15 protein-coding genes and 3 pseudogenes are annotated in these 23,236 nt (G+C 69.5%); 7 read left to right on the top strand and 11 right to left on the bottom strand.

Translation table 11 applies throughout. The annotated features are described in order from the left end of the window. Positions 1-27: 27 nt before the first annotated feature. Positions 28-120 (top strand): annotated as a pseudogene (locus ACQP1P_RS32465) (IS3 family transposase); the annotation flags it as partial. Positions 121-789: 669 nt separating this feature from the next. Here ACQP1P_RS32465 and ACQP1P_RS32460 read toward each other — a convergent pair. Continuing rightward, positions 790-3,645, bottom strand: a complete 2,856-nt coding sequence (locus ACQP1P_RS32460) for a hypothetical protein (RefSeq protein ID WP_433076648.1) — start codon at positions 3,643-3,645, stop codon at positions 790-792. A 109-nt stretch (positions 3,646-3,754) separates the two neighbouring features. Between ACQP1P_RS32460 and ACQP1P_RS32455 the strand changes: the two genes are divergently transcribed. Together ACQP1P_RS32455 and ACQP1P_RS32450 are read left to right on the top strand one after the other, a co-directional pair. Continuing rightward, complete coding sequence (locus ACQP1P_RS32455; protein WP_433076647.1) at positions 3,755-3,901, top strand: hypothetical protein; 147 nt, start codon at positions 3,755-3,757, stop codon at positions 3,899-3,901. Between the two features lie 202 nt (positions 3,902-4,103). Beyond that, positions 4,104-4,364: pseudogene (locus ACQP1P_RS32450) on the top strand (SDR family oxidoreductase); the annotation flags it as partial. 320 nt (positions 4,365-4,684) lie between these two features. Here the strand turns inward: ACQP1P_RS32450 and ACQP1P_RS32445 are convergent. The 3 genes and pseudogenes from ACQP1P_RS32445 to ACQP1P_RS32435 all read right to left on the bottom strand — a co-directional run bounded on the left by ACQP1P_RS32445 (position 4,685) and on the right by ACQP1P_RS32435 (position 7,805). After that, complete coding sequence (locus ACQP1P_RS32445; RefSeq protein ID WP_433090196.1) at positions 4,685-5,065, bottom strand: RICIN domain-containing protein; 381 nt, start codon at positions 5,063-5,065, stop codon at positions 4,685-4,687. Positions 5,066-5,165: 100 nt separating this feature from the next. After that, positions 5,166-5,978: pseudogene (locus ACQP1P_RS32440) on the bottom strand (RICIN domain-containing protein); the annotation flags it as partial. A gap of 1,431 nt (positions 5,979-7,409) precedes the next feature. Continuing rightward, positions 7,410-7,805 carry a polysaccharide deacetylase family protein gene (locus ACQP1P_RS32435; protein WP_433076645.1) on the bottom strand — a complete coding sequence of 132 codons (396 nt, stop codon included), beginning with the start codon at positions 7,803-7,805 and terminating at the stop codon, positions 7,410-7,412. A 263-nt stretch (positions 7,806-8,068) separates the two neighbouring features. Here ACQP1P_RS32435 and ACQP1P_RS32430 point away from each other — a divergent pair, with 263 nt between their 5' ends. Beyond that, the gene (locus ACQP1P_RS32430; RefSeq protein WP_433076643.1) at positions 8,069-9,466 is read left to right on the top strand and encodes a tannase/feruloyl esterase family alpha/beta hydrolase; all 1,398 of its coding nucleotides are present in this window, start codon (positions 8,069-8,071) and stop codon (positions 9,464-9,466) included. Between the two features lie 410 nt (positions 9,467-9,876). On the opposite strand, the gene ACQP1P_RS32425 is transcribed toward ACQP1P_RS32430, so the two are convergent. Then, entirely contained in the window at positions 9,877-10,719 is an 843-nt protein-coding gene (locus ACQP1P_RS32425) for an alkaline phosphatase family protein (RefSeq protein ID WP_433076641.1), read from the bottom strand. 290 nt (positions 10,720-11,009) lie between these two features. On the opposite strand from ACQP1P_RS32425, the gene ACQP1P_RS32420 reads away from it, so the two are divergent. After that, positions 11,010-11,867, top strand: a complete 858-nt coding sequence (locus tag ACQP1P_RS32420; protein ID WP_433076639.1) for a ZIP family metal transporter — start codon at positions 11,010-11,012, stop codon at positions 11,865-11,867. Between the two features lie 180 nt (positions 11,868-12,047). Continuing rightward, positions 12,048-13,316, top strand: coding sequence for a COG4705 family protein (locus ACQP1P_RS32415; protein WP_433076637.1), 1,269 nt, complete (start codon positions 12,048-12,050; stop codon positions 13,314-13,316). A 347-nt stretch (positions 13,317-13,663) separates the two neighbouring features. Here the strand turns inward: ACQP1P_RS32415 and ACQP1P_RS32410 are convergent, their stop codons facing one another. From ACQP1P_RS32410 to ACQP1P_RS32385, 6 genes are all read right to left on the bottom strand, one after another. Beyond that, positions 13,664-14,701 carry a UvrD-helicase domain-containing protein gene (locus ACQP1P_RS32410; RefSeq protein WP_433076635.1) on the bottom strand — a complete coding sequence of 346 codons (1,038 nt, stop codon included), beginning with the start codon at positions 14,699-14,701 and terminating at the stop codon, positions 13,664-13,666. Between the two features lie 4 nt (positions 14,702-14,705). Further along, entirely contained in the window at positions 14,706-16,301 is a 1,596-nt protein-coding gene (locus ACQP1P_RS32405) for an ATP-dependent nuclease (protein ID WP_433076633.1), read from the bottom strand. 287 nt (positions 16,302-16,588) lie between these two features. Then, positions 16,589-17,002 (bottom strand): hypothetical protein, encoded by a 414-nt coding sequence (locus ACQP1P_RS32400; RefSeq protein WP_433076631.1) that lies wholly within the window; start codon positions 17,000-17,002, stop codon positions 16,589-16,591. A 320-nt stretch (positions 17,003-17,322) separates the two neighbouring features. Then, positions 17,323-18,105 carry a transposase family protein gene (locus ACQP1P_RS32395; RefSeq protein WP_433076629.1) on the bottom strand — a complete coding sequence of 261 codons (783 nt, stop codon included), beginning with the start codon at positions 18,103-18,105 and terminating at the stop codon, positions 17,323-17,325. A 106-nt stretch (positions 18,106-18,211) separates the two neighbouring features. Beyond that, the gene (locus ACQP1P_RS32390) at positions 18,212-19,600 is read right to left on the bottom strand and encodes a hypothetical protein (RefSeq protein WP_433076628.1); all 1,389 of its coding nucleotides are present in this window, start codon (positions 19,598-19,600) and stop codon (positions 18,212-18,214) included. 291 nt (positions 19,601-19,891) lie between these two features. Beyond that, a complete protein-coding gene (locus ACQP1P_RS32385; RefSeq protein WP_433076626.1) occupies positions 19,892-21,220 on the bottom strand; it encodes a hypothetical protein in 1,329 nt (442 codons plus the stop codon). A gap of 142 nt (positions 21,221-21,362) precedes the next feature. On the opposite strand from ACQP1P_RS32385, the gene ACQP1P_RS32380 reads away from it, so the two are divergent. Beyond that, positions 21,363-23,147, top strand: coding sequence for an HYR domain-containing protein (locus ACQP1P_RS32380; protein ID WP_433076624.1), 1,785 nt, complete (start codon positions 21,363-21,365; stop codon positions 23,145-23,147). Positions 23,148-23,236: the final 89 nt, after the last annotated feature.

Here is a 23,236-nt window from a genome sequence, read left to right as displayed (position 1 = left end):
GGCCTGACCCGCGACGAGCAGCTCACCATGAAGATTCGCGAGGTGCATGCGGCGTCGAACGGCACGTGCGGGGCGCCGCGGATCCACGCCGAGCTCGCCGACGCGGGCCTGTGGCATGGCCGTGAACGCATCGCCCGGCGGATGCGGGCCGCCGGGATCCGGGGCAAGAGCCCACGCCGGTGGCAGGCCACCACGATTCCCGACCTGAACGCCGCAGCGCGGCCGGACCTGATCGGCCGGGATTGCACCGCCGACCCGGCGGCGATCGACACTCGACCTCGCGTCGCGCCGGGTCGTGGGCCGGGCCGTCGCCGATCATCTCAAGACCGACCTGGTCGACGCCGCCTTGACCGACGCGCTGCGCCGCTGCCTCGACCGGAGGCAGATAACCACCGCTCCAGGCGTTCGCCGCCGTGGCCACCGCACGCCTGCCCGCGCCGGGATACGCGCCACCGGGTGTGTGCCGCGGCGTGTTCCTCGGCCGTCGCCGTGGTGCCGCGACCGACCGCCATCACAGCCCATCGATCACCGCTGAACCGTACGGAGGACGGGCGCCGGAGCTGGTGTGCGCGGCATCCGCGGACCGTAGCGCCGCACGCCGCACGCCGCTGCCGCGGCCCGTCGAGCTCGCGCGCGACGCGCTCGAGCCGGCGCCCGACGGCCGCGGCGGGAGAGGCGTGGGCCTCTCCCGCCGCGGGTGGAGCGGTTCAGGTGTCGAGCGCGTCACCGCCGTTCACGGGTCGGGCGATTCCGCCGTGGTGCCGATCCGGCGTGGTGCGACGACTCGGGTCAGGGGTTGACCTGGATGTCGTAGTAGCGGATTTCTGTGGCCGCGCCGGCGGCCGTGTGGCCGACGACCGTCAGGCGGTGGACGCCGCCGGTCGCCGGGGTGTAGGTGGTGGTGGCCCGGCCCTGGGCGTCGACCCGGACGGTGACGGGCTGGGCGTCGTCGAAGGTGAAGTCGAACGACGTCACGCCTTCCATGCCGCCGCTGGCGGTGAAGTGGCCCTCGAGGCCCGCGGCGCCGGACCAGACGCCGTTGGGGAACTCCGCCGAGGCGACGAGCGGCAGCGTGCCGACCAGGAAGCGGAACTCCCGCGGGTAGGACAGCTCGCCGGCGGCGGTGCGGCCGCGGACCACCAGGACGTTGAGGCCGGTGCGGTCCGGGACGATCGTCACGGTGGTGCCGAAGCCGTCGGAGACCGCCGGGGCGACGACCTCCGCCCCGTCGTTGAGGGTGTAGACGTACTCCACCGTCTCCGGCACGTACTCGGTGCGGAAGGTGACGGTGCCGGGGACACCCAGCCCGCCGCTCGTCCAGTACTCGTTGTAGGACGAGTACACCTCGACGTTGGTGAGGCGCAGGTTGGTGTAGAAGCTGCGCTCGGGCGACTCGGTGCCGTCGGCGGCCACGCTGGTGGCTCGGATCGACAGCGACGTGCTGTCCGAGGGCATGTAGGTGAAGCTCGCCGTGCCGTCGGCGGCCGCGGCCACCGTCTGCGACGCACCCCAATTGACCGAGTAGTGGAACTCCTTCGCGTCCGGCCGGACCGAGGTCAGCTTCACCGTCACCGGGTGGCCCATCGCGCCGGGCGACGGGTCGGTGGAGATGAGCGGCGCCTCGTACGGCTGCCACGTGAACGTCGCCGACGGCGAACGGCCGCCACCGGGCAGCAGCGCCTGCGCGACGACCGTGTTGTCCCCGAGCCGGGGGGTCACCGAGACGACGGTGTCGTACCACGGGCCGGTCACGGTCTGCTCGGCCCCGCCGTTGAAGGAGTAGACGAAGCCCGTGACGTCGGTCATCTGACTGGACAGCCGCAGCTCGAGGGGCTTGCCCGGGGCGTCGGTGCGGGTCGTGGTCTGCAGCTCCTGCGCCCAGATCTGCGGCTTCGGATCGATGACGTTGAACTGGTAGTAGTTCTCCTGCGACAGCGCTCCGCCGGCCCCGATCGACCGGACCGTCAGGTAGGTCCAGCCCGGAGGGTCGGCCGTCCAGCGCAGCGTCGCCACGCCGTCCGCGCCCGCCGCGACGCGCTGCTCCCCGGTGCCGAAGTCGTAGGCATAGCCGACGACGCCGGTGCTGCGCGGCTTGAAGGTGAACGTGCCGGTCTCGCCGGCGACCGCGTCGCGCTCCAGGTTGAACTCCGCGGAGGAGACGTCCGGCGCGTCGGAGACCTCGACGTCCACCGACCGCTCCCCGAGCAGCTTGCCGGCGGCGTTGTAGCTGCGCAGGAAGACCTTCACGTAGCCGGTGGCCGGGAAGACGATCTGCCCGGTCGCGCCGGTGCCGGACGCGTTGGGGATGCGGGTTTCCGAACCGCCCTGGACCTGGTACCCGAAGGTGGCGGCGCTGCCGTACAGCGTGATCTTGCTCGGCAGCCCGACCCCGGCCACGTCGATCGACGCCTCGGGCGCGGTCGACGCCACCCAGAACCGGTACTCCGTCGTGGCGCCATAGTTGCCGGCCGTATCGATCGATTGCACGGAAAGCGACTGCGGCCCGCTGCGGGTCGGCGTGTACTCCATGACGGCCCGGCCCTGACGGGCGTCGACGCGGCCGCTGAGCCCCTGCCAGTCGCGCCAGGCGAACGCCGCGACGTCGGCCTCACCGGCCGCGTCGAGCCGGAAACGGCCCTTGATGCCCTGGCCGCCGGTCGCCACCGCGCCGGTCGGGTAGAGCTTCGAGGCGACCACCGGGGGCGTGGCCGGGCCCTGCTTGTCGATGCGGACGTAGCAGGTCTTGGACCAGGCGCCGTAGTCGGTGTAGTCGTAGCCGTGGGCCTGCCAGGCCACGACCGTGCCGTCGGCATAGTCGCTCAGATCGACGGTGTCATACGCGATGCCGCGCTCCTTGCGCTGCTCCGGGTGGTCGATCGGCCAGGTCGCGAAGGTGAGCGAGACGAAGTCGCCGTCGGCGTCGGCCTTGTCGACGGTGAGCGCGTCCGACGCCCGGGCCGGGCTCGGCTTCTGCGGCGTGCCGCAGGGGCGGTCCGGATAGCGCAGCCGCGGGTTGCTCACGGCGGGCGGGTGGTTGCTGGTCGAGCTGAGCGTCGGCGCCTGGATCGTGCGGCCGAGGTGGACGTCGGCCTCCTGGGCGGCGGCGACGCGATACTCGAAGGTGACGGTCTTGTCCCGCCGGGCGATCGCGGCGTTGAGCTGGTCGACCATCTCGCGGCCCAGGTAGCTCGGGCACGACCAGCTGCCGCTGCCGACCTCGGCGGCGAAGAGCCGCTCGAGCTCATTCGGCGGGTTCTTCCAGGAGGTGTTGTCCCGCACCGGTGCGGTGCGCCACAGCTCGACCGTGGCCGCCTTCGTGCAGTCGGTGACGTGGTCCTCGTAGGTGTACAGGTAGGAGCTGTGGACGACCTGGCCCTTGAGGCTGCTGAGGTCGAACGTGAAGTAGGACCGGTAGGTGTGGGGCTTGCCGGCCGGGTCGGCGATGGTGCCCACCGGCGGCGGGACGGTGGCGTCGACGAACTTGGCCTTGGGGCTCGCTGAATCGAGGTATGTCCAGCTCAGCCTGGGCAGGTTGACGGACTGCCAGCCGGCGGCAGCGGGCTGCCCGGTGGCGAACACGGCCGCGCTCGCTGCGACGGCCGTGGCGAGCAGCGCCGCCAGGCTTGATCGGATGGTGGGTCGCATGGGTGGTCCCTCCCCGTGTCCGCGGCCGAATGGCCGGGTACACGGGGATCGTAGGCCGGGAGTACGACAGTTGCTTTCCCGGTCGTCCAAAGTGGACAAGGACGCCTAGATGCCGCAATTCTCGGCACAACGCGCTCGGCGCATCCCGCTGCCCGAACTGCCGGCGATCCTGATGCATCCCGCCTGCAGCTACGCCGCCCGCGATGCGGCGTGGCGGCATCTGATCGGCCCCGCCCGGGCCGGCGACCCGGCGTGACGGGTGGGCGCGGTCGGGATGGCGCTATCAAGAGCATGGTCTGGGCCGCATCAGGTGGGCGTGATCCGTGTCGGACGTCCGACGCTCCGCGGCTACGACAGCGTGATGTAGCCGTTCTCGGCGGCGGCATCCGGCAGTTTGTGGCTATCGGCACCGATGTGCGCGACGGCGGCGTCCTGCTGGAGGCGTGCGGTGAACGCCCATCGAGGCGATGACGCTGATCCTGGCCCGGGAGCTGCGCGGCCGCGACGTCACCGTGAACACCGTCGCGCCCGGCCCGACCGCGACCGCCCTGTTCCTCGACGGCAAGGACGAGGCCACCATCCAGCGCCTGGCCCAGCAGCCGCCGCTGGAGCGCCTCGGCACCCCCGGGGACATCGCCGCCGTCGTGGCGTTCCTCGCCTCGCCGGACGGCCACTGGGTCAACGGCCAGACCATCCGCGCCAACGGCGGCATCGTCTGACTCCGAGGGGAATTCGTCATGCCATTCGCGAACTTCAAGGTGCCGGCCCCGCGGACCCGTACGGTGGCATCAGTTGCAGTGGACCGAGGCGGCAGATCAGGGCGTCGACCTGCTGAGCGTAGGCCGGGACGACGCCGTCCGGGCATTCCCTGCGACACTGCCCGTCCTGCGGCGGCTGCGGGACGGCGACTGCATGTGGTGGGCTCCGGACGGGGCCCGGTGCCTTCGTGCCTACGGCTGAGGCGGTCCGCTCGGACCGGCCCCCATGATGCGGGGCTCGGCCGCGTCTGGCCGAGCCCCGCCTGGCTGCCCGGGTCGGGTCAGGAGCTTGGCTCGAGGGTCCACTGGCTGGTCCACCAGCCACTGGGAGCCGGGCCGTACTGGAGGGACCCGGTGAGGTCTTCGGTGTGGACGTACTCGGCCGGCTGCCAGCGGTTCTTGAGCCGGACATAGCCCGCGGCGGCCTCTTCGGTCCATTGGCCGGACCAGTAGGTGCTGGGGACGACGGTGGACTGCACCTTGCCGGTCTGGTTTTCGACGTGAAGATAGGCGCCGGTGACGCGGCTCTTGAAGCGGACGTAGCCTCCGGAGACGTTTTCGACCGTCCATTGGGACGACTGCTCGGAGGCCGGGGCGGCGGCGTACTTGGCGGTGCCACTGCCGTCGTCCGTGACGTACTGGCCGGTCTGCCGGTTCTTCAGCCGGTAATAGGGCGTTGGGTAGCCGCCGTCCTTCTTGTAGATGTCGCGCGGTGATGGTGTACCCGCCGGACACCGCGGTGACGGTCCAGCGCTGGTTGCTGCCGCCGGTGCAGGTCCACTGGATCACCTTGGCACCCGCGGTGGTGAACGCTCCCTCGACGTCCACGCACAGCTGCGACTGCGCGTTGGCGATCTGGTACGAGCCGTCGGACTGCTGCGTGAAGACCCACGTCTGGTTCGATCCACCGTTCGGCGCCCAGGTGATGAGCTGCGTGCCGGCCGTGGTGGAGTGGTTGGGGTTGTCGAGCGCCTTTCCGGAGGCCGTGAGGGCGTGCGAGCCGTTGAGGCTGGAGGTGCCGGTGGCCGTGAAGGTCAGGGTCTGCTCCGCGGCACTGCGGTTGCCGCCGACGGTGTTGCCGGTGGTGTTCGTCCAGCTCCGGGTGGGCGTGGTCTCCGTGCGGCGGCTGGAGTCGGCCGAGATGCCGAGGACCAGGCCGCTGTGCCGGTTGACCAGCCGGTAGGTTCCGGCGGGCGTCGTGTTCTTGATGATGAACCACTGCTGCCCGGCGGTCGGGCCGGTGCCGAGGGTGGTCGCGGTCGGCTTCGTGCCCCAGGCCCTGGTCGTCGTCGAGGCGGAGTCGACGCCGAGCGCCTGGCCGGTGGAAACGTTGGTGATGCGGAACGACCCGTCACCGTTGGCCGTGAACTTCCAGTTCTCCAGCCCCGAACCGGTCGCCGTGACCGAGGTGGTGGCCGTGCCGCCCGAGACCTGGGCCAGCACGCGCCCCGATCCGCTCGAGATCGTGTAGCTGCGGGTCAGGTCGATCGGCGCCGCCGCCGGGGCCGTCGAGTCGAGGGTGACGTTGGCGTACTCCCCGGAACGCCCGCCCGAGCAGGCGATGGAGCAGTACATCCGGAAGGACTTGCCCACGATGGTGGAGTTGGTCCGGTTCACGCCGTCGAGGAACCAGCGGTACCACGATGCGGTGTGGTAGGTGCCGGTGTTGCCGGCCAGGTACCACTTCGAGGCGGCGAGGTCGTCGGTGACGTAGATTTCCTGCGGCGCGTTGCCGGACTGGTCGACGGCCTGGGGGGTACCGATGTACAGCCCCAGGTAGGCGTCGTAGGAGATGTTCATGACGAACAACGGCGACGTCGGCGGCGTCTTGCCGGCCGCGACCTGCTGCGCGACGGTACCGCTGTTGGCCGGGTTGTACTCCTTGTCCGGCGAGGTGTAGCCGGTGGGGTTGGCGGCGGTGACGGGGACGAGGTTGCTTTCCTTGCCGCCGACACCGGGCTGGGACCAGGCGCCGTTGTACCACTTCTGCCAGGAGCCGGTCGCCATCTTGGACGACATCGGCGCCCTGGCCACGTTGGCGTAGAACGCGCTCCACGAACCGCCCTTGTCCACGAGGCGGGAGCCATAGTAGACGTAGAAGTACCCCGAGGCGGTGTCGACGAAGAGGCGCTGGTCGCCGTCACCGTAGTGGTACGTCTGCTGGGGGAAGGCGGCGGTGTCGCCCCGGGCGGTGCTGTAGGGCGAGGTGATCGCGTGGCCCGAGATGCTCCACGTCTTGCCCTGGTCGCGCGACACGGCCCAGTCGATGGCGTCGTAGTGCAGGCCGTCGTTGAACGGCTGCGGGGTGAACTCGTTGTGCACCAGGCCGTACCAGCTGCCGGTGTCCGGATCGACCCACAGGCCGATGAGGCCGCAGAAGTTCTTCTGGGCGTAGCCGGAGCCGGACGGCGCGAACGTGGCGCTGACGCCCGTGGGGCTGTTGTTGCACCGCCACGTGGTGTCGTTGTTCTTGTCGGCGGAGTTGGCGGGGTTCACCGCGTTGCTGATGGCCGTGGACCGGGTGGCGGTGTCCATGTCCGTGCCGGTGAAGAAGTCCCAGTACCGCGGGTCCGTCTGGCCGTACAGCGCCGCGGACTGCTGGAAGTAGAAGGTCCCGTCCTTGTCCACGTAGGGCGCGGCCGGGGTGTCGGTCGGATAGGGGTAGTTGCCGGTCGTGCCGACGGAGACGGTGTAGGTGGCGGCCGGCGGTGCCGCCGACGCCGCGGTGGTGCTTCCTGCCGACGCCAGCGGCAGCAGCAGCGCCGCCGCCGCGCCGAGGCGCCAGGTTCGGGCTGGTGACAAAACTGCGTTCCTCCTCGTCAGAGCCCACCGATGTGGGGGTGGCCGCGTGTGCCCCCCGCCACGCTGGCCCCTCGTCGGTGCTGTGCTGAGTTACGGGCCCGTGAACATGCCCTTGGCCGGTTACCGTGCCGCTGACATCGGAACTGTTCCATGCACTTTGCGTCGGGGGCTGTTGCATTTTGCGGCCGTCGGCGCGGCCGGGCACTACCCGGTGGTCTGGTACGCGGGCACGCCGAGCAGTTCGTCCGCCGTCACAAACCGGTACAGCATCCGCAGCAGCGCCGGCTGCCGCCACAGCCACGGTGTGCGGGCCAGCGCGGGGGTCCGGCCGGTGACGCGCGCGAGAATGCCCTGGGTCCGAGCGACCTCCCGCTCGAACGCCTTCGGCCGCAGGTATGTGCTGAACCGGTGACGCAGCGAATGGTTGCCGACGACGTGGCCGGCGTCGATCACCCGCGCGGCGACCTCGGGGTGCCGCTCGACGCACTGCCCGACGTGGAAGAAGGTCGCCCGGACGTCGTGCGCCGCCAGGCTGTCGAGGATCTGCGAGGTGTGGGGCTCGTTCGGGCCGTCAGCGCCAGAGCCGCCGCCGGCTACCACCTGCGCGTAGAAGGTCGGATCTCGCCACCTGGCCGCAGTGTGACGCGGGTCGCGGCGGGTAGCCAGATGGTGTGTGATGTACGCCCGCCCTCGCGGCCGTCTCTGCCGGAGCAGCGATGCGAACACCTCTGGTGAACATCGGCGCACTCCTGCTGCCGGTGGCGCTGACGTTGTCCGCCACCGTCGGCGCTGTGCTGCTTGCCGGTCGCGGTGCGTGTCCGCGCCCGTCCCCACCGCACGTGCCCGGCGCGCGGATACTTGCCATGTCCGTGGTCGGCCACCCGTACGGGATGGGCGGCCGGGCCATGATCACCGGGGTCCCGGCGTTCTGTGACGTCACGATCGTCCTGACACACCCGCCGCTTCGTGACCGGGTCCGGATCGAGGTGTGGCTGCCCCGATCGACGTGGAACGGCCGATTCCAGGCCACCGGTGGCGGAGCGTTCGCCGCGGGCGAGTTCGAGCGCGCTCTCGTGCCGGCGGTCCGGCGGGGCTACGCGGCGGCGTCCACCGATGCCGGTGTGCCGGGCCGTCCGGGGGGCCCGCCCGTCTGGGCCCTGCGCCGTGACCGGACGGTCGACGAAGGGCTGTTGGCCAACTTCGCCTACCGCTCGGTGCACGACATGAGCCGGATCGGCAGACAGGTGATCGCCGGGTTCTACGGCCGGCCGCCCGCGTACTCCTATTTCACCGGCTGCTCCACCGGCGGCCGGCAGGGCCTGACCGAGGCGCAGCGCTACCCCGGCGACTTCGACGGCATCCTCGCCGACGCGCCCGCCATCGCCTGGAACCGCCTCACCCTGGCCCAGTTCTGGCCGCAGGTCGTCATGAACGAGGCGGGTGTCTACCCGACCGCGTGCGAGTTCGCCGCCTTCAACCGCGCCGCGGTCGCCGCGTGCGACGGCGACGACGGCCGCCGCGACGGGATCATCGGGCGGCCCGACACCTGCCGGTTCGACCCCGAACGGCTCGTCGGCGCGAGCGTGCGCTGTCACGGCCGGACGATCCGGATCAGCCGGGCCGTCGCCGACATCGTCCGCAGGATCTGGGACGGCCCGACCACCCGCGCCGGCAAGCGGCTCTGGTACGGCCTGCCGCGCGGCGCGTCCTTCAGCTGGCTGGCCGGCACAACCAAGCCTCTGCTCGGCCCGCGCCGCGGCGCACCGTTCCCCGTCGCCGCGGACTGGATCCGCTACTTCCTGCTCCGCCAACCGCACCGCGACGTCTCCACCATCGGCTACACCGAGTTCGAGCGCTTGTTCGACGAGTCCGTGACCCGCTACGACGCCGTCATCGGCTCCGACGAACCCGACCTGTCCGCCTTCCGCGCCGCCGGCGGCAAAATGCTCACCTGGCACGGCCTGGCCGACCCGGTGGTTTTCCCGCAAGACACGGTCGACTACCGGCGCCGCGTCGAATCCGCCATGGGCGGCGCCGCGGCGACCGACCGGTTCTACCGCGTCTTCCTCGCCCCGGGCGTGGGGCACTGCTCCGGCGGGTCCGGAGCCGTTCCCACCGACCCGCTCGCGGCGCTCGCGGACTGGGTCGAACACGGCCGCGCGCCCGACACATTGCCAGCCGCCCCCGGCGCGCATCCGAACATCAGCGGCGACCTGTGCCGCTACCCGCAGCAGGCAACCCCCGACCGCCCCTGTCACTGACGGACCGGCCGGCCGCCTACGAGTGCTCATCCTGCCGGAGGCAGGAGCGTTGCTGCAGGGCGTGTAGCGCCGCCCGGGGGAGGCGACGACGAGCGCGGCGGCGATCGAACATCACAACGGCTCTGCGACGGTCCGGCGGGTCAGGGCACTCCTCGCGCCGCCGTCCGGTCGTGCATTGCCACTCCTGGCGGTCGCCGCCGCGAGGCTCGCCCCGGCGACGACCGGAGCCTCGCTCATCGAGTTCGCCGAACTCGCCCGCGCCTGGATGCCTGCCCACTGATCTCGAGCCCGGCGGACTCGATGGGCGACGCGTGGCCGGCATCACGCAGGCCCAGAGGCATACAGCGCCGACGAGGTGGCGGAGTTACTGCCGTGCCGGACGGGAGCAGTAGGGCCGCTGCCCCGGTAGGTCAGGCCAGATGCAGTGGCGTCGCCTGAGTTGCCGCGCCGAGCGGCGCCAGCCCGTACGCATCCTCGATGGTGCGGAGCACGTTGTAGTGATTCACCCGCTCCGGCCGGTCTCCCGGGCGCACGCCGGCACCGAGCACCAGGGTCGGGATGTGGTTGCCGTCGGTGCGGTTGTCCTCATCGAAGGTCAGGATCAGCAGGCTGTTGTGCGTCTCGGCCCAGTCCACATACGTGCCGAGCGTGCGGTGCAGCCAGCTGTCCGCCTCGCCCTTGGGGCAGTCGTGCATGTCGTGGCACAGGTCTGGGGTAACAAAGGCGACCGTCGGGAGTTGCTCCCAGCGTGACGGCAGGTCGCGCAGCGGGCGGTTGAGGTTTCCCGGCACAGTGGTGAAGTCGACCCAAGGGTTATGACGGCGCACATAGGTGCCGGCCGAACAGCCGGTGAAACCTGTGGACGGCAACGCCTCCGCGTACCCGGTGAACGTGAGCCCGGCGTCGAGGAGTTGCCGGCCCAGGTTCGGTGTGGCGAACTGACGGCGAATGCAGGCGTTGTCGGTGACGCCCTGGGTCGAGCCGGCAAACAGTGCGAGATAGTTGGGCTGGCTGGGATGCGTCTCGCCGTATGCCGCAGTGAAGTTCGCGCCACGCCGCGCGAGCGCCGAGATGTAGGGCGTTTTGGGATGGCCGATGACAGCGTCGTACCGTTTGTTCTCCATCACGACCACCACGACGTGATCTGGCCGCAGCACCGCGGAGGAGGCCGTTGACGTCGGTGGCGCGGATGCCGCGACCGGCGAGGCCAACAACGGCAGGGAGACGGCCACAACCGCCGAAATCCATCGCATTCCGACATCTTGTAGGAATATGACATTTCCGGCTCCGAGCTCGCTGGTACGTCATCCGATGGGCGACCCCGGCGCACCGCCGTCGCCTGAAGCGCAGGCGTATGTGTCGACACGAACAGAGCTCTCATCGGCTGCCCGGTATCGCGGTCCGAATGGCGACCAGCGGCATGGCCCGCCGCGCGCACCGATGTTCTGCCGCCCGACGCGCAACCACCTACATCTTGTAGGTCTCCGAGGCTTAGATTAGCCTTTCCTCTGTTGCGGTCCGTCGGTTCCGCATGGGGAGACCTGTGTCCGCCACCAACATCGCCGTGCTCGGCGCCATCGCAGGGTTCACCATTCTGCTCGGCCTGCCCATCGGCCGGCTGCGGAATCCGGCTCCGCGACTGCGGGCGTTGCTCAATGCCGGTGCTGTCGGGGTCCTGCTGTTCCTGCTCTGGGACGTTCTCGCCCACGCCTGGGAACCGGTCGACACCGCACTCGGCAAGCAGGACTACGCGCCGGCAGTCAGCAACGGGCTCGTCCTTGCGGCAGGGATCGGACTCGGGCTGCTCGGTCTGGTCTATTTCGACCGGTGGGTGGCGCGGCGGGGTGTTGCTCACCCGACGGCGCCAACCGCAACTCCGCGCAGCGACAACACCGGGGGTGTCGCCTCAGGCGGCGACCGCGCCGAGGCGGCCGGGTTGCACGGCTCGGCCGGCCAGCTGGCGCTGCTCATCGCGGTCGGCGTCGGCCTGCACAACTTCGCCGAGGGTCTGGCGATCGGCAGCTCCGCCGCGTCAGGTGAGATCGCCTTGGCCGTGTTGCTCATCGTGGGGTTCGGGTTGCACAACGCCACCGAGGGCTTCGGAATCGTCGCCCCGCTGGCGGCGGCCGGCGCCCGCCCGTCCTGGGGCTACCTGACGGTCCTCGGGCTTATCGGCGGCGGACCGACATTGCTGGGAACCCTCGTCGGGCAGCGCTTCACCAACGACACGGTGTCCGTCGCGTTTCTCGCCCTGGCGGCCGGTTCGATCCTGTACGTGGTCATCGAGCTCCTCGCGGTCGGCCGGCGCATGGCTGCGAAAGAGATCACGACCTGGGGTCTGCTCCTCGGGCTGCTCACTGGCTTTCTCACCGACGCGGTCGTCACCGCCGGCGGAGCGTAAACCCGCCGCGGCGGACGACATCCCGGGCCGCACGCACGCGGGCAAGCGCCGGCGTACACCGTCGGCTGAAAGCGTCGCCACCGCGTAGCACGGCTCTTCAGCGAATCTTCAGCACAGTAGGCCTACATTCCACCGAATTCTGTGGATTCCGATTCCGTCGTGCTGTCGTGAGGGAGAGCTGTGTCCGTTACCGCCGACAAGCTGGTGAGCGTGCGTGGGTGGCAGACCAAGGTGCCCGCCATCACCGCCACGTTCTGGGTCATCAAGGTGCTGTCCACCACGATCGGGGAGACGTTCGCGGACTACCTGGCCGTGAATGTCGGCCTCGGTCCGGGGTTGACCGACGCGATCATGTTCGTGCTGCTGGTGACCGCACTGATCGTGCAGCTGCGCACCCGCGCGTACACGCCGTGGATCTACTGGCTGTGTGTGGTGCTCGTGAGCATCTTCGGCACCCAGATCACCGACTTCTTCACCGACACCCTCGGCGTGCCCCTCGCGGTCAGCACCGCCGTGTTCGCTGTGCTCCTCGCGGTGGTGTTCGTCATCTGGTACCGCCAGGAAGGCACCCTTGCGATCGCCTCCATCAACACGCGTCGCCGTGAGGGTTTCTACTGGGCGACGATCCTGACCACCTTCGCGCTCGGCACGGCGGCCGGCGACTTCGCGACTGAGGCGCTCAACCTGGGCTTCCGCAATGGCGCGCTCATCTTCGGCGGCCTTATCCTCGCGACCTGGATCGCGTTCCGCGCTGGGGCCGGCCAGGTGCTGACGTTCTGGATTGCCTATGTGCTCACCCGGCCGCTCGGCGCCTCGCTGGGCGATCTGCTCACGCAGGACAAGGACCTCGGCGGCCTGGCGCTGGGCGCGAGCGTCACCAGCGGACTGTTCCTGGCCGCTATCGTCGTGCTCGTCGTCCGCGAACAACTCCTCGTCAACCGCTACGGCGTCGCCGACAAGGGGACCGGGCCCCTCGGCGGCCACCGCCAAGACCTCGCGTGGGCCGGTATCGCCGCGCTCGCCGTCGCCGTCGTCGGCTTCGGGCTCAGCACGGCGCGGGGATCACAACCAGCCACCGACCCGCAGGCCAACGTCGCGCAGGACACCGTCACGGCGGCCGCGTCCGGCGCGTCCACCGCGGCCCGCCCGGTGCACCCGACAACCAAGCTGGGCAATCTCACCAAGTTCGCGGTGATCGTCAGCGACGTTCAGGCCAAGGTCAGTACGAACGACCTCGCGGGCGCGAAAACCCGGGTCAAGGACCTCGAGGTCGCCTGGGACGACGCCGAGGCCGGCCTTAAACCCCGCGACGCCGTCAAATGGCATCAGCTCGACGGCCAGATCGACGCTCTGCTCACCGCATTGCGGGCGTCAAACCCGACCCAGGCGGACTGTGCATCCGCCGCCGCCAACCTGATGAACACCCTGAACAAGTTCGACGGCGTCTGACGCAACGACTGCGCCTCGGGAACCTCTTGACCGTCCTCCGTGACGCCGACCCCGCCGACAAGGCCAAGATCTACCGCGGACTCGGCCTCCAGCTCACCTATCACCCAGGCGCACAAAAGTGATCGCCGAGGCGAAGCCTGCGGCGATCATGTACAAAGGTACGTGTCGAAGGGGGGAATTGAACCCCCACCCATAGCACCCCTGCATGAAGCGGGGGTTCATGCGTTTTATGCTATCGACACCGAGGCATTCCTTCAAGTGCAGCGGCGGTCTTCACGTACGTCATCGTAAACCCTGGGATGCGGGGATTGATACCAGCAGGGAATTACTCATTGCTGCGCGTGCCGCTACGGGATGTAGGTAGCAGCGTGGCGATCAACAACGAACGCGACGCTGTGTCGTGCGCGGGTGACCGCGACGTAGAGCCGGTCCGGTGCCTTGAGCGGGCCGGGGTCGGAGGTCTTCAGGTAGTCGAGCATCGGCTTGGTGGGAAAGATGAGGACGCGGTCGTAGGTACTGCCTTTCGACAGTCCGATGTTCAACGCGGGAAAATCTATGGTCGGTGTGACGCGGCTGTGACGCAGAACGGTCGGACTGTATTTGGCGATGTAGGCGGGCACGTCGCCGTGGGCGATCGTGAATACCCCGTCATGGCCGGTCAATTCGTGGTTGTGGGACTTGGTCGGTGGCATGTTTGGGTAGATGGCGTCTGCCCAGTCGCAGATCTGCTGATTGCATCGCCAGCTCTCGGCGCGGGTTTCCAGGGTGCAGCGATGCTGTCGTTGCTGCAGCCATTTGAGCAGCCCTGCGCCTCGGTACTGTTTGTTCCGCGGAGAGTTGTTGGTGGAGAACGTGTGCTGGCGTGGGTCGCCGACGGCGATGATCTCGATGCCGGACTGGAACAGCCGGTCGAGGAAGTCGAGGTCGTAGCCGACGAGGTCCTGCAGCTCGTCGATGTAGATCCGGTCGTACATGGCGGCGAGCCGGCGCACGACCGCACCGTTGCTGGCGTCGTCGACGTGGCAGGCGAAGTCGGCGACGCCGTCGCGGTACAGGTCCGCGGCCTTGTCGAAGTAGAACCTGCGCCACTGCTCGCGGGGAGTGCGGTTGAACCGTTGCCCGGTGAAGTTGAGCGAGCGGATGTAGCTGATCTGGCCGGTCAGCGCCGCCTGGTAGGGGCGGGCGGCCTGGTTGACCAGGAATGAGAACCATCCCAGCAGCGCGATGTTGCCGGGCACGATGCCTCTTGCTTCCTGCAGCCGGCGGGTGATCTGTGCCAGGTTCTCAGTGGTGTACGTGGTGATCAGGGTTCGCCGGTCCGGCGCCTCAAGGGCTCCGTCGATGATGAGCTGCGTCTTGCGGGAGCCGGCAGCGGCGAGGACCACGCGGTTAGAAGCCGATGGCATCGAGGATGTACTCCGGCATCTCGATCGGCTCCGCCGATTCGGCGACGGCCAGCGCCCAGGTGGTCTTGTTCTCCAGCATGTAGTGCAGCAGGTCCGCTTCCGTCGGGTGGCTGGTGCCGAGGACCTGGTTCATCCGCTGCAGCCCGTTGGCGGCGACGACCTGCGGTTCGAGGGTGGACGGGTCGCCTTTGCCGATGTGGATGGTGATGAAGTCGTGGCCGGTGTAGGCGGCGTACTTCGCTGCCATCTTCTTGGCGTTGCCGTCGTTGTCGTTGACGACTGCGACCCGGCGGCGGAGCGGGACGGCGAGGTCCAGAAACCGTTTGGCGGACAGGCCGCGCACGTTGATGACGTCGACCCCGTGCGCGATGGGTGGTTTGCCGTGCCGGTCGCGGTAGGCCCGTTGGACGATGAGCTCGTCGGAGGGGCCTTCGACAAGGATTGCCCGCCTGGCCAGAACGAGCCGCAGGGTGTCATAGCCGGGAAGCTTCTTGAAGTAGTCCACCGTGGACGGCGGCAGGTCAGTGATCCGGTACCCGCCGTCCGGGGACAGCAGGACGAGTTCGTCGAGGCCGAGCTTGTTGAGGATGTACGCGCTGTGCGTGGTCACCAGGACCTGCTTGCCCGCACACTTGTCGCCGACCTTGTCGATCAGCTGGTTGAGCTTGGAGAACGAGACGTGGTTCTCTGGCTCCTCGATCAGGACGACATGGGTGTCCTTGACCTTCTTGCGGTTCAGCGCCAGCAGGATCTTCAGCGTGCTCTGCTCGCCCTTGCCGACGTACGTGAAGGGCAGGTCGTCCAGGTGCGGCACGAGGCTGCGTTCCCATCCGGAGCGCTGTGACAGGTCGATGGACAGCGTCAGCTGCCGGTCGCTGATGTCCCCGCGCTCGCCGGCCAGCTTTTCGTTCACCGCCGCGACGGCTGCGATGCCGGAGAACGTCTCGCGCAGGCTGCGGTACGAGCGGGACAGCTCGACCCGCTCGTTCGGTTCGAGGTTGCTGCCGATGATCGTCTGGAGGTAGGCGTCGGCGCCGTGCTGCAGTCGGATCGCGGTCGCATCGATGAGTGAGACGGTCGCCGGCACGCTGCGCGCCGTGACGCCGTTGTCGTCGAAGCCGAGCCAGTCGACCTTGTAATACTCAGCCGGCACCATGGTCACCTGTGCCGGCTCGGCGACGTAGGCGTCGTACTCCTCGCGGAAGTCCTCGTTGAACGACACCCGGATCCGGACGCCCGGCGTGTCCTCCCGGAGCGAGTTGTTCGTCCCCCTCAGCCGCGCGTGCTCGTCGAGGTCCTCGAAGTACACCTCGATCAGGATCTCCGGCGGGACCGGGCGTCCTCCGTCGTGCAGCGCCTGGATGTACGCGCGTGCAGTGTCGAGGTTGAACAGGAACGGCGAGAGCTCCGCGGCGAGCGCCGTGCCGTTGAGCCGGCCGGTCAGTGCGAGGTTGACCGCCTCGAGCAGCGTCGACTTGCCGGTCGCGTTGTCGCCGACCACGACGTTCATACCTGGGGCGAGGTCGAGGACGAAGTCCCGGAACACCTTGTAGTTCTTGATGACGATCTTCTTGAGCACCGAGGGATGTCTCCTCTGTGGAGTCGGTAGACGAAGGGCACAACGTCTAACGACCCCGACGAAGCGACGCGACGCCGCGCTCCTAAAGATCACTCATTCAGGGACGCTCGACAGGTTGAATCGCCCGTCGCTCATTCGGGGGCGCCACGCAGCGAAGTGGTCGAGCACATGAACGAACGGCTATCCGCGGCTGCCGTCCGAGGCCGTGGCCGTCTCGCTCCGGCCAGGACGGTTCGAAGCGCACGGTGCCGAGGACGCCGTCGTGTGGACCCGCACCTGAGCGCCAGTCATGTTTTCCGGACCGCGCCGGTGAAGCCCGCTACGAACAGCGTGGCGAATCCCCACGCCAGTAACTGTAGAAGCCAGCCGCCGATGGTCAAGGTCGTGCCGGCCGCGGTTTCGGTCGGCTGGCACACCTCGCGCGCTCCGGTGGTGAGCAGGGGCGTACCGAGGTCAAGACCGACACCGATCCGCTCGAGCGTGCTGCAGTCGGACGCCGGCGTGGTCGAGACGTGCGCCAACGCTCCGTGCGAGGCGAACAGGAGGGTGAACGCTACGCCGGCACCAACCGTCGCGAGCAGCAAGAGCAATGCCCGCCAAGGCTGATAGCCGTACCCGAGTGTGAACCAAGTTATGTGGGCCCAGAGCCGTTCGGGACGGGTGAGTCCCGCGCGTTCGATTTGATCGTCACGCTGAGCCATGACCGTTATACGCGCATCACGGTCATGGCCGGCTGCTCGGTGAACGGCGGCGAGCTGCTGATACGGCTGCGCCGCGTAGTGGGTGTCTGATGACGCAGGAGTGCGAGCCACTGTTGCGCGGAACCGGGCTGCGGCAGCCTTCCATAGCTGAGCCCGTCCAGGTCCACCTGCGCTGCGTCTGCGGTGCCGGTGACTTGAGCGGTGTCGAGCCACAGGACGCCGCCGACGCGGACGCCGTTCAGTCGTAGGACCGCGGTTCCGGCCCCGACCGCGGAGAACGTCTCTTTGTATCTGAGGTCTGCTTCAACATGGAGCGATTTTCATCGTGGGTAGCGGCTGGTCTGGACGCGGTGTAGGGCGAGGATGGCTTGGACGATGGCGGTGGCTCGGCGTGGGCAGCAGCGGAGCTTGGTCAGGATCTTCCAGGTCTTGAGGGTGGCGATCGCGCGTTCGCCGCAGGCCCGGATCTTCGCGTGGGTCTTGTTCACGGCCTTCTGCCGGCGGGACAGCTTCGGCCGGTGACGGTGACGCTTGAACCGCGTGCGGACCGTTCCGCCGGCGCCTTGATAGCCCTTGTCGGCGAACGTGACCACGCCAGCGGTGCGTAGCGCGTCGATGATGCCGTGGGTGCGGGCGGCGGTCAGGTCGTGGACCGCGCCCGGCAGCGCCGGCGACGCCCACACGAGGCGGCCGACGGCGTCGGCGATGACCTGGATGTTCACGCCGTGTCGTCGATGTTTTCCGGAGTAGTACGGGCGCTGGTCGGCGACCCGGTCGATCGGGATGAGCGTGCCGTCCAGGATCGCGTACGCCAGTTGGCGGATCCGGGTCATGACGGTGGTCAGGTCCCCGGCGGTTGCGGCGAGCAGGGTGACGGCTTCCTGAACGTATCGCCAGGCGGTTGCGACGCCGACCTGGAACCCGGCGGCCAGGCGGGTGTAGGTGTCGCCGTTGCGCAGGTGCGCCAGGGCGAGCAGGGCCTGCCGGCCTGGGTTGAGGCGCCGCCACCGGGAGCGGTGTTGACGGCGGTGCCGACGGATGCGGGCGGCGAGGTGATTGAGGGTGCGGCTGGACAGCGGAATCGTAGCGGGGTAAGACAGCATGGCGAGGCTCCCGGTCGGGGCTTCGGGTCTTGGTCGACTGCTGTCTTACCTGGAGCCTCGCCCTCATCGATGTCCGGGCTCGCCAAATCCGCTCCGAGCTGCCATGTCAGCTTGGAAATGGCTCATGCATCCCCGTGCCGTCGAACGCAGCGCCGGCGGTATTGTGGATGCGCCCGGTTCCGAAGAACACTCTGCCGCCGATGCGCGCGCCTCTCAGCACGATCGCGCCGAACTCATCTGACCCGGTCGCGGCGAATCCACCGCTCAGATAGACGTCCCGGCCGATGCGCATGAGGTTGCCGTCCAAGGCGGGCCCGGAGGCGTTGGTGAGAGTGGCGCCGTCACACATGAGATGTCCGCCGATGTCGGCGCCGAGAAGGCGGACAGCGCCATAGTGGGTCGCGCCGGTCGCTGCGAACCCCTGGTTCAGGTAGACATCACCTTCGACGCGGATGCCCTCGGCGTGGATGGCTGGACCGCTGGTGTTGCTGACCTGCGCCCCTGGGCAGTCGAGCTGTCCGCCAACGAACGCACCGAGCAGCCGGATTCCACCCGATGGGCATGCGCTTCGGACATTGAACCTTCCGCGTAGCAAGAAGTTGCCGTCGATGTGCAGACCATCCGCGTGGATTGCTGGGCCGACGAGGTTCTCCACGAGTCCTTCGCGGCAAGTCAGTTGTTTGTCGATGCGGGCATTGATGAGTTGGACCGTGCCGTCGTTGCACCCGCTCGTAGCGGCGAACGAAGAACCGAAGAGCGTCTCGCCATCGACGTGCATGCCGTTGGCGTCGAGTGCCGCGCCGACGGTGTTTGTCAACTGCGCCCCACTGCAGTCGACGTCGCCGGCGATGCGGGCGTCCCGGAGCCGAAGTGCGCCGTACGTTCCGGCGCAGGTAGCGGCGAGCCGGCGGAAATCGGCGTCCCCGTCTAAGCGGAGGTTGACCGCGTCGATTGCTGGACCATGGGTGTTGGCGATCCGGGCCCAGGCGCAATCGAGTCTGCCACCGATGCGGGCGCCGCTAAGGACTACTGCGCCGAGTGTGGTGTCGGCAGTAACCGAGATGCGATCGAGTCTGAGAAGGTGGATCGTCATGTCGTCGGCGTCGACAGCCGGTCGGCCTAGCTCCGGAGCATGCCCCACCAGCGAGCCGGTCAGGTCGAGTGCACGAAGATTGGCAGCGCGCAAGTCTAAACCGTCGGGCACATGGCATTCCTGTAGCTCGATCCACATGTCCGACGTGACGTTTCTGAGGTCGATGCGTCCGGCGATTCTGACGCCGCGCAACTGCAGGCCGTGCGGGTCGGGATCGGTTGCCAGGCGGCCCATGACAATGCGGCGGATGATCGATGCGCGGATCGTCCGATCCTGGCCCCAGGACCGCATAATCGACGGGTCAATACGCCCGTCTGGTCCGAGGTCCAGCAGGTCACCGCCTACCACAGCGTCGATCAGGCGTCGTTCAAGCGGGCTCGGCTGATCATCGACGGCATTCATTGATTGCATGCTGATGCACGGGTGGTGGAGACGCAACCGTGGTTTGGGAGTTCACAGCGCGACGGGCGCAGGTACGTGGGCGCGCGACGGGCATAGGTACGTGGGAGCGGGACGGATCGTCGCCGATGAGTCGCCGGTCCGGACGACGACGGTGACGTCGCGGTCGGCGCAGATTGTGGCCGTGCGGAGCATGCCGGCGGGCCATTCGGCGTCGACCGTCACGCCGCTGCGAGCCCGTAGGTCGGTGAAGGCGTCTGTTGCGCGCCTCTCCACCCGGGTGGCTGCGCCACGCTACCGCGCGGGACGGAGCCGGCGGTCCTCGACGGTGACGCGGAAGCTGTGGGTAGTGCTGGCAGTACGACAGGTGACGGTGGTGGTACCGATCGGGAACACGCTGCCGGAGGCGGGGATACAGGCGGCGGAGGTGGTGAAGGCGACCCGTGTCCCGGCGGCGCCGGCGGCATCGACGGTCAGGTCGCCGGGCCGGTGGACGGGCGGCGCGACCGCATCGGCGGGCGGGCCGACCAGCAGCCGATCGCCGAGCGTCCGGCTCTGCGTGATGCCCCACGAGTCAACGAGCTGCACGTCGATCCGGTACCTGCCGCGGGCGGCCCGCGGCGGGACGGCGATGCGGGCGACGAGGGTCGGTCCCGCCGGGGTGGAGGTCGCCGTGTAGCGGGCGGTGCTGCCATCAGGGTTGGTGTGCGTGACCTCGGCGGTCGGATAGCCGCCGCCCAGCTCCGCGGTGACGGCCGTGCGGACCTCGACGACCGCGCCGTCCGGCGTCACCGTGACGTTCGGCGCGTCGTACACGTACAGCTGGGCGAAATCGGACGGGTCGCTGCCGCCGCGGAGGGTGACCGGGTTGCCGTAGGACTGCTCGATGGTGTTGCCGGCGCCGTCGAGCGTACGGATGCGCAGCTCGTAGGCGCCGTTCGGGGCGAAGGACGGGAACTCGATCGCCGCGGTGTAGTCGTCGCCCGCCGTGGTGGTCAGGGGCGCCGTGTACCGCGCGCTTGCGATGCCGCTACCGCCGCCGCTCCATACCAGTGACGCGACCGCCTCGACGACGCCGCCCTGGCCGCGGTCGGCGATGTGCGCGCGGACGGTCACCGGCCGGCCGCCGACCGCTGCGGCTGGGCCGACGTCGAGGCCGGTCGCCTCGGCGGGCTCGCCGTCGCCGTGGGTGGCCGTGATCGGGATCGAGCGGTCCAGGGCTCGATCGAGCCGGTTGCCGGCCTGGTCGGCGGTGACGACGTGGACGGCGAAGACGCCGGCCGACGCATGGAGCGGCACGGTGAGGGCGCCCCGGTACACACCGTCGTGCGGGGCGCCCGACTGGGCGGTGAGCGTACCGGCGTAGCGGACGGTCCCGCCGCCGCCGAGGTCGCGGGTGATGTACGCCGACACGGTGGCGGTGCCGGAGCCGGGGTCGACGACGTGCGCCGTCATCCACGCGGTCGCGCCGCCGGTGTCCGCGTGGATGACGGCCCGTTCGATGGCGAACGACTCGACCACGGGTGCGGCGCTGTCGGGCTCTGGGACGGCGGCCGCGGCGTGGGCCGGTGCGGGGCCGAGGGCTGCGACGACGGACAGGGCGAGCAGGCGGGCGAGACGCACCGGCACAGGCTCGCACGCATCGGCACGGCCGGGCCGGGAGACGGCCCAATCACAACCGCACTGCTACCCGGTCCGCCCGGTCCGCGTGATTCACCGGCGGCGGCGCTCCGCGGAGGCTTACGGTCGGTGCTATGGGGACCGGATGATGCGGCGTCTGGCGGCGGCCCTGCTCGCGGCGATCCTGGCCGCTGGCCTGGCGCCGTCGGCGGCGGGCGCGGACGAGATCACCGCCGACAGCGCGGCGCCGGTCGTCGCGTCGCTCGTGTTCGACCCGACGGTCCTGCAGTCCGAGGCCGGCCCGCCCAATACCCGGGTGACCTCGCACGTCCTCGACGACCACTCCGGCGTGGCGTCGGTGTCGCTGTACATCACGCTCGTCGGGCCTGACGGCGCCACGCTCCGCTTCGACGGGGGAGCACTCACCCCGCTCGAGGGCACGCCACTGGACGGCGTGTACCGGGGCGGGATCGGGGTCGGATACCACTCGCCGAGCGGCTGGTACACGGTCCACGTCGTCACCATCGACAAGGCCGGCAACCGCCTCGACCGGACCATGCCGGAGCCGGTCGGCGTCGCATCCAAGTACGGCGACTACGAAGCTGCTCAGATCTCCGATGCACGGGTAGAGCCGGCGCAGGTCACGGCCGGTTCCACGGTGACATTGACGGCGCGCATCACCGACGACAATCCCTTGCAAATGCCGATACCGGCGACGGCCTGGGTGGCCTGGCGCAACCCCGGCGGCGACATCACCGCAAGGTACGAGGCTCGCCTCGTCGCGGCCGGCGACACCTACCGCGCCGCGATCCCCATCCCCGCGGCCGCGCCCAACGGGGAGTACCAGGTCTTCGTGCGGGCCGTCGACGTGGGCGGCAACCCGACGGTGCTGCAGCTCGACCAGCAGGTCACGGTGCGTGGCGGCCGCGACCACACGGAGTTCCCCGACGTCATGGTGGTCGACCAGCCGGACTCCGTAACGGTGTCGGAGACGGGCGGGGAGGTGCGGATCGCGGCCATGGCGGGCTCGCTGACCGGGATCCGGGAGTTCGTCGCGTCCGCGGCCCACACCAACGCCGACGGCAGCACGGCCCGCTACGAGGGGGCGTTCACGGCGAACTCGCCCGCCGCGTACACGGCCAGGATCGCGCTCCCGGCCTCGGCGCCGCGCGGCACGTACCGGATGGACCTGCGGCTCGTCGACAACGCCGGCATCGTCATGACGTTCGCGCTGGGGGAGCGGCTGCCGGTGGTGTCGGCCCCGCCCCGGCCGCAGGAGCCTCCGCTGGTGCTGCCCGACGACCTGACCGTCGAGGCCGTCGATGCCGGCGGGACCCGGGTCGCCTACACCGCCTCGGTCGCCTGCACGCCGGCGTCCGGCAGCGTGTTCCCGGTCGGCACCACCACGGTCACCTGCAGGACCGACACGTTCCGCATTACCGTCGCCGACCGCACACCGCCGGTCCTGACGCTGCCGCCGCCCGTCGCCGTCGACGCGCCCTCGCCGGCCGGCGCGACCGTCCGCTTCACGGCGACGGCGACGGACACTGTCGACGGTTCGATACCGGTCCTCTGCACGCCCGCACCGGCGACCCGGTTCCCGGTCGGTGCCACCACCGTGACCTGCCGGGCGGTCGACCGCGCTGGCAACACCGCGACCGGCACCTTCACCGTCCGGGTCCGCGACGACGTGGCCCAGCTGGCGGCACTGCGCGCCTACGTCGTCACGCTCGGCCGCTCCGGCCGCCGACTGCTCCCCACCATCGACGCGGCCGCGGCCGCGCTCACGGCCGGCCGGACCTTCCAGACGGACCTGCTGCTCGCGCAACTTCGCGGTCCGGCCCGGCTGGCGGGGCTCACGGCCGCCCAGCGGGAGCACATCACGCAGGCCGTCGAGCGGATCCGGCGGTACCATCGGCGCGGTGTCTGAACCCCGCGTCTTGGCGCGCTACTGCGCCTTGTCCCCATTACTTTGCTTTCGCGGCGGTAGACCGGCGGCCGCAGGAAGCGAGCAGGACC

The sequence above is a fragment of the Dactylosporangium sp. CA-052675 genome (assembly GCF_050947935.1).
Taxonomy (GTDB): domain Bacteria; phylum Actinomycetota; class Actinomycetes; order Mycobacteriales; family Micromonosporaceae; genus Dactylosporangium.
Note: the sequence above shows the minus strand (reverse complement) of the source record. Positions and strands in the feature narration are given on the sequence as shown.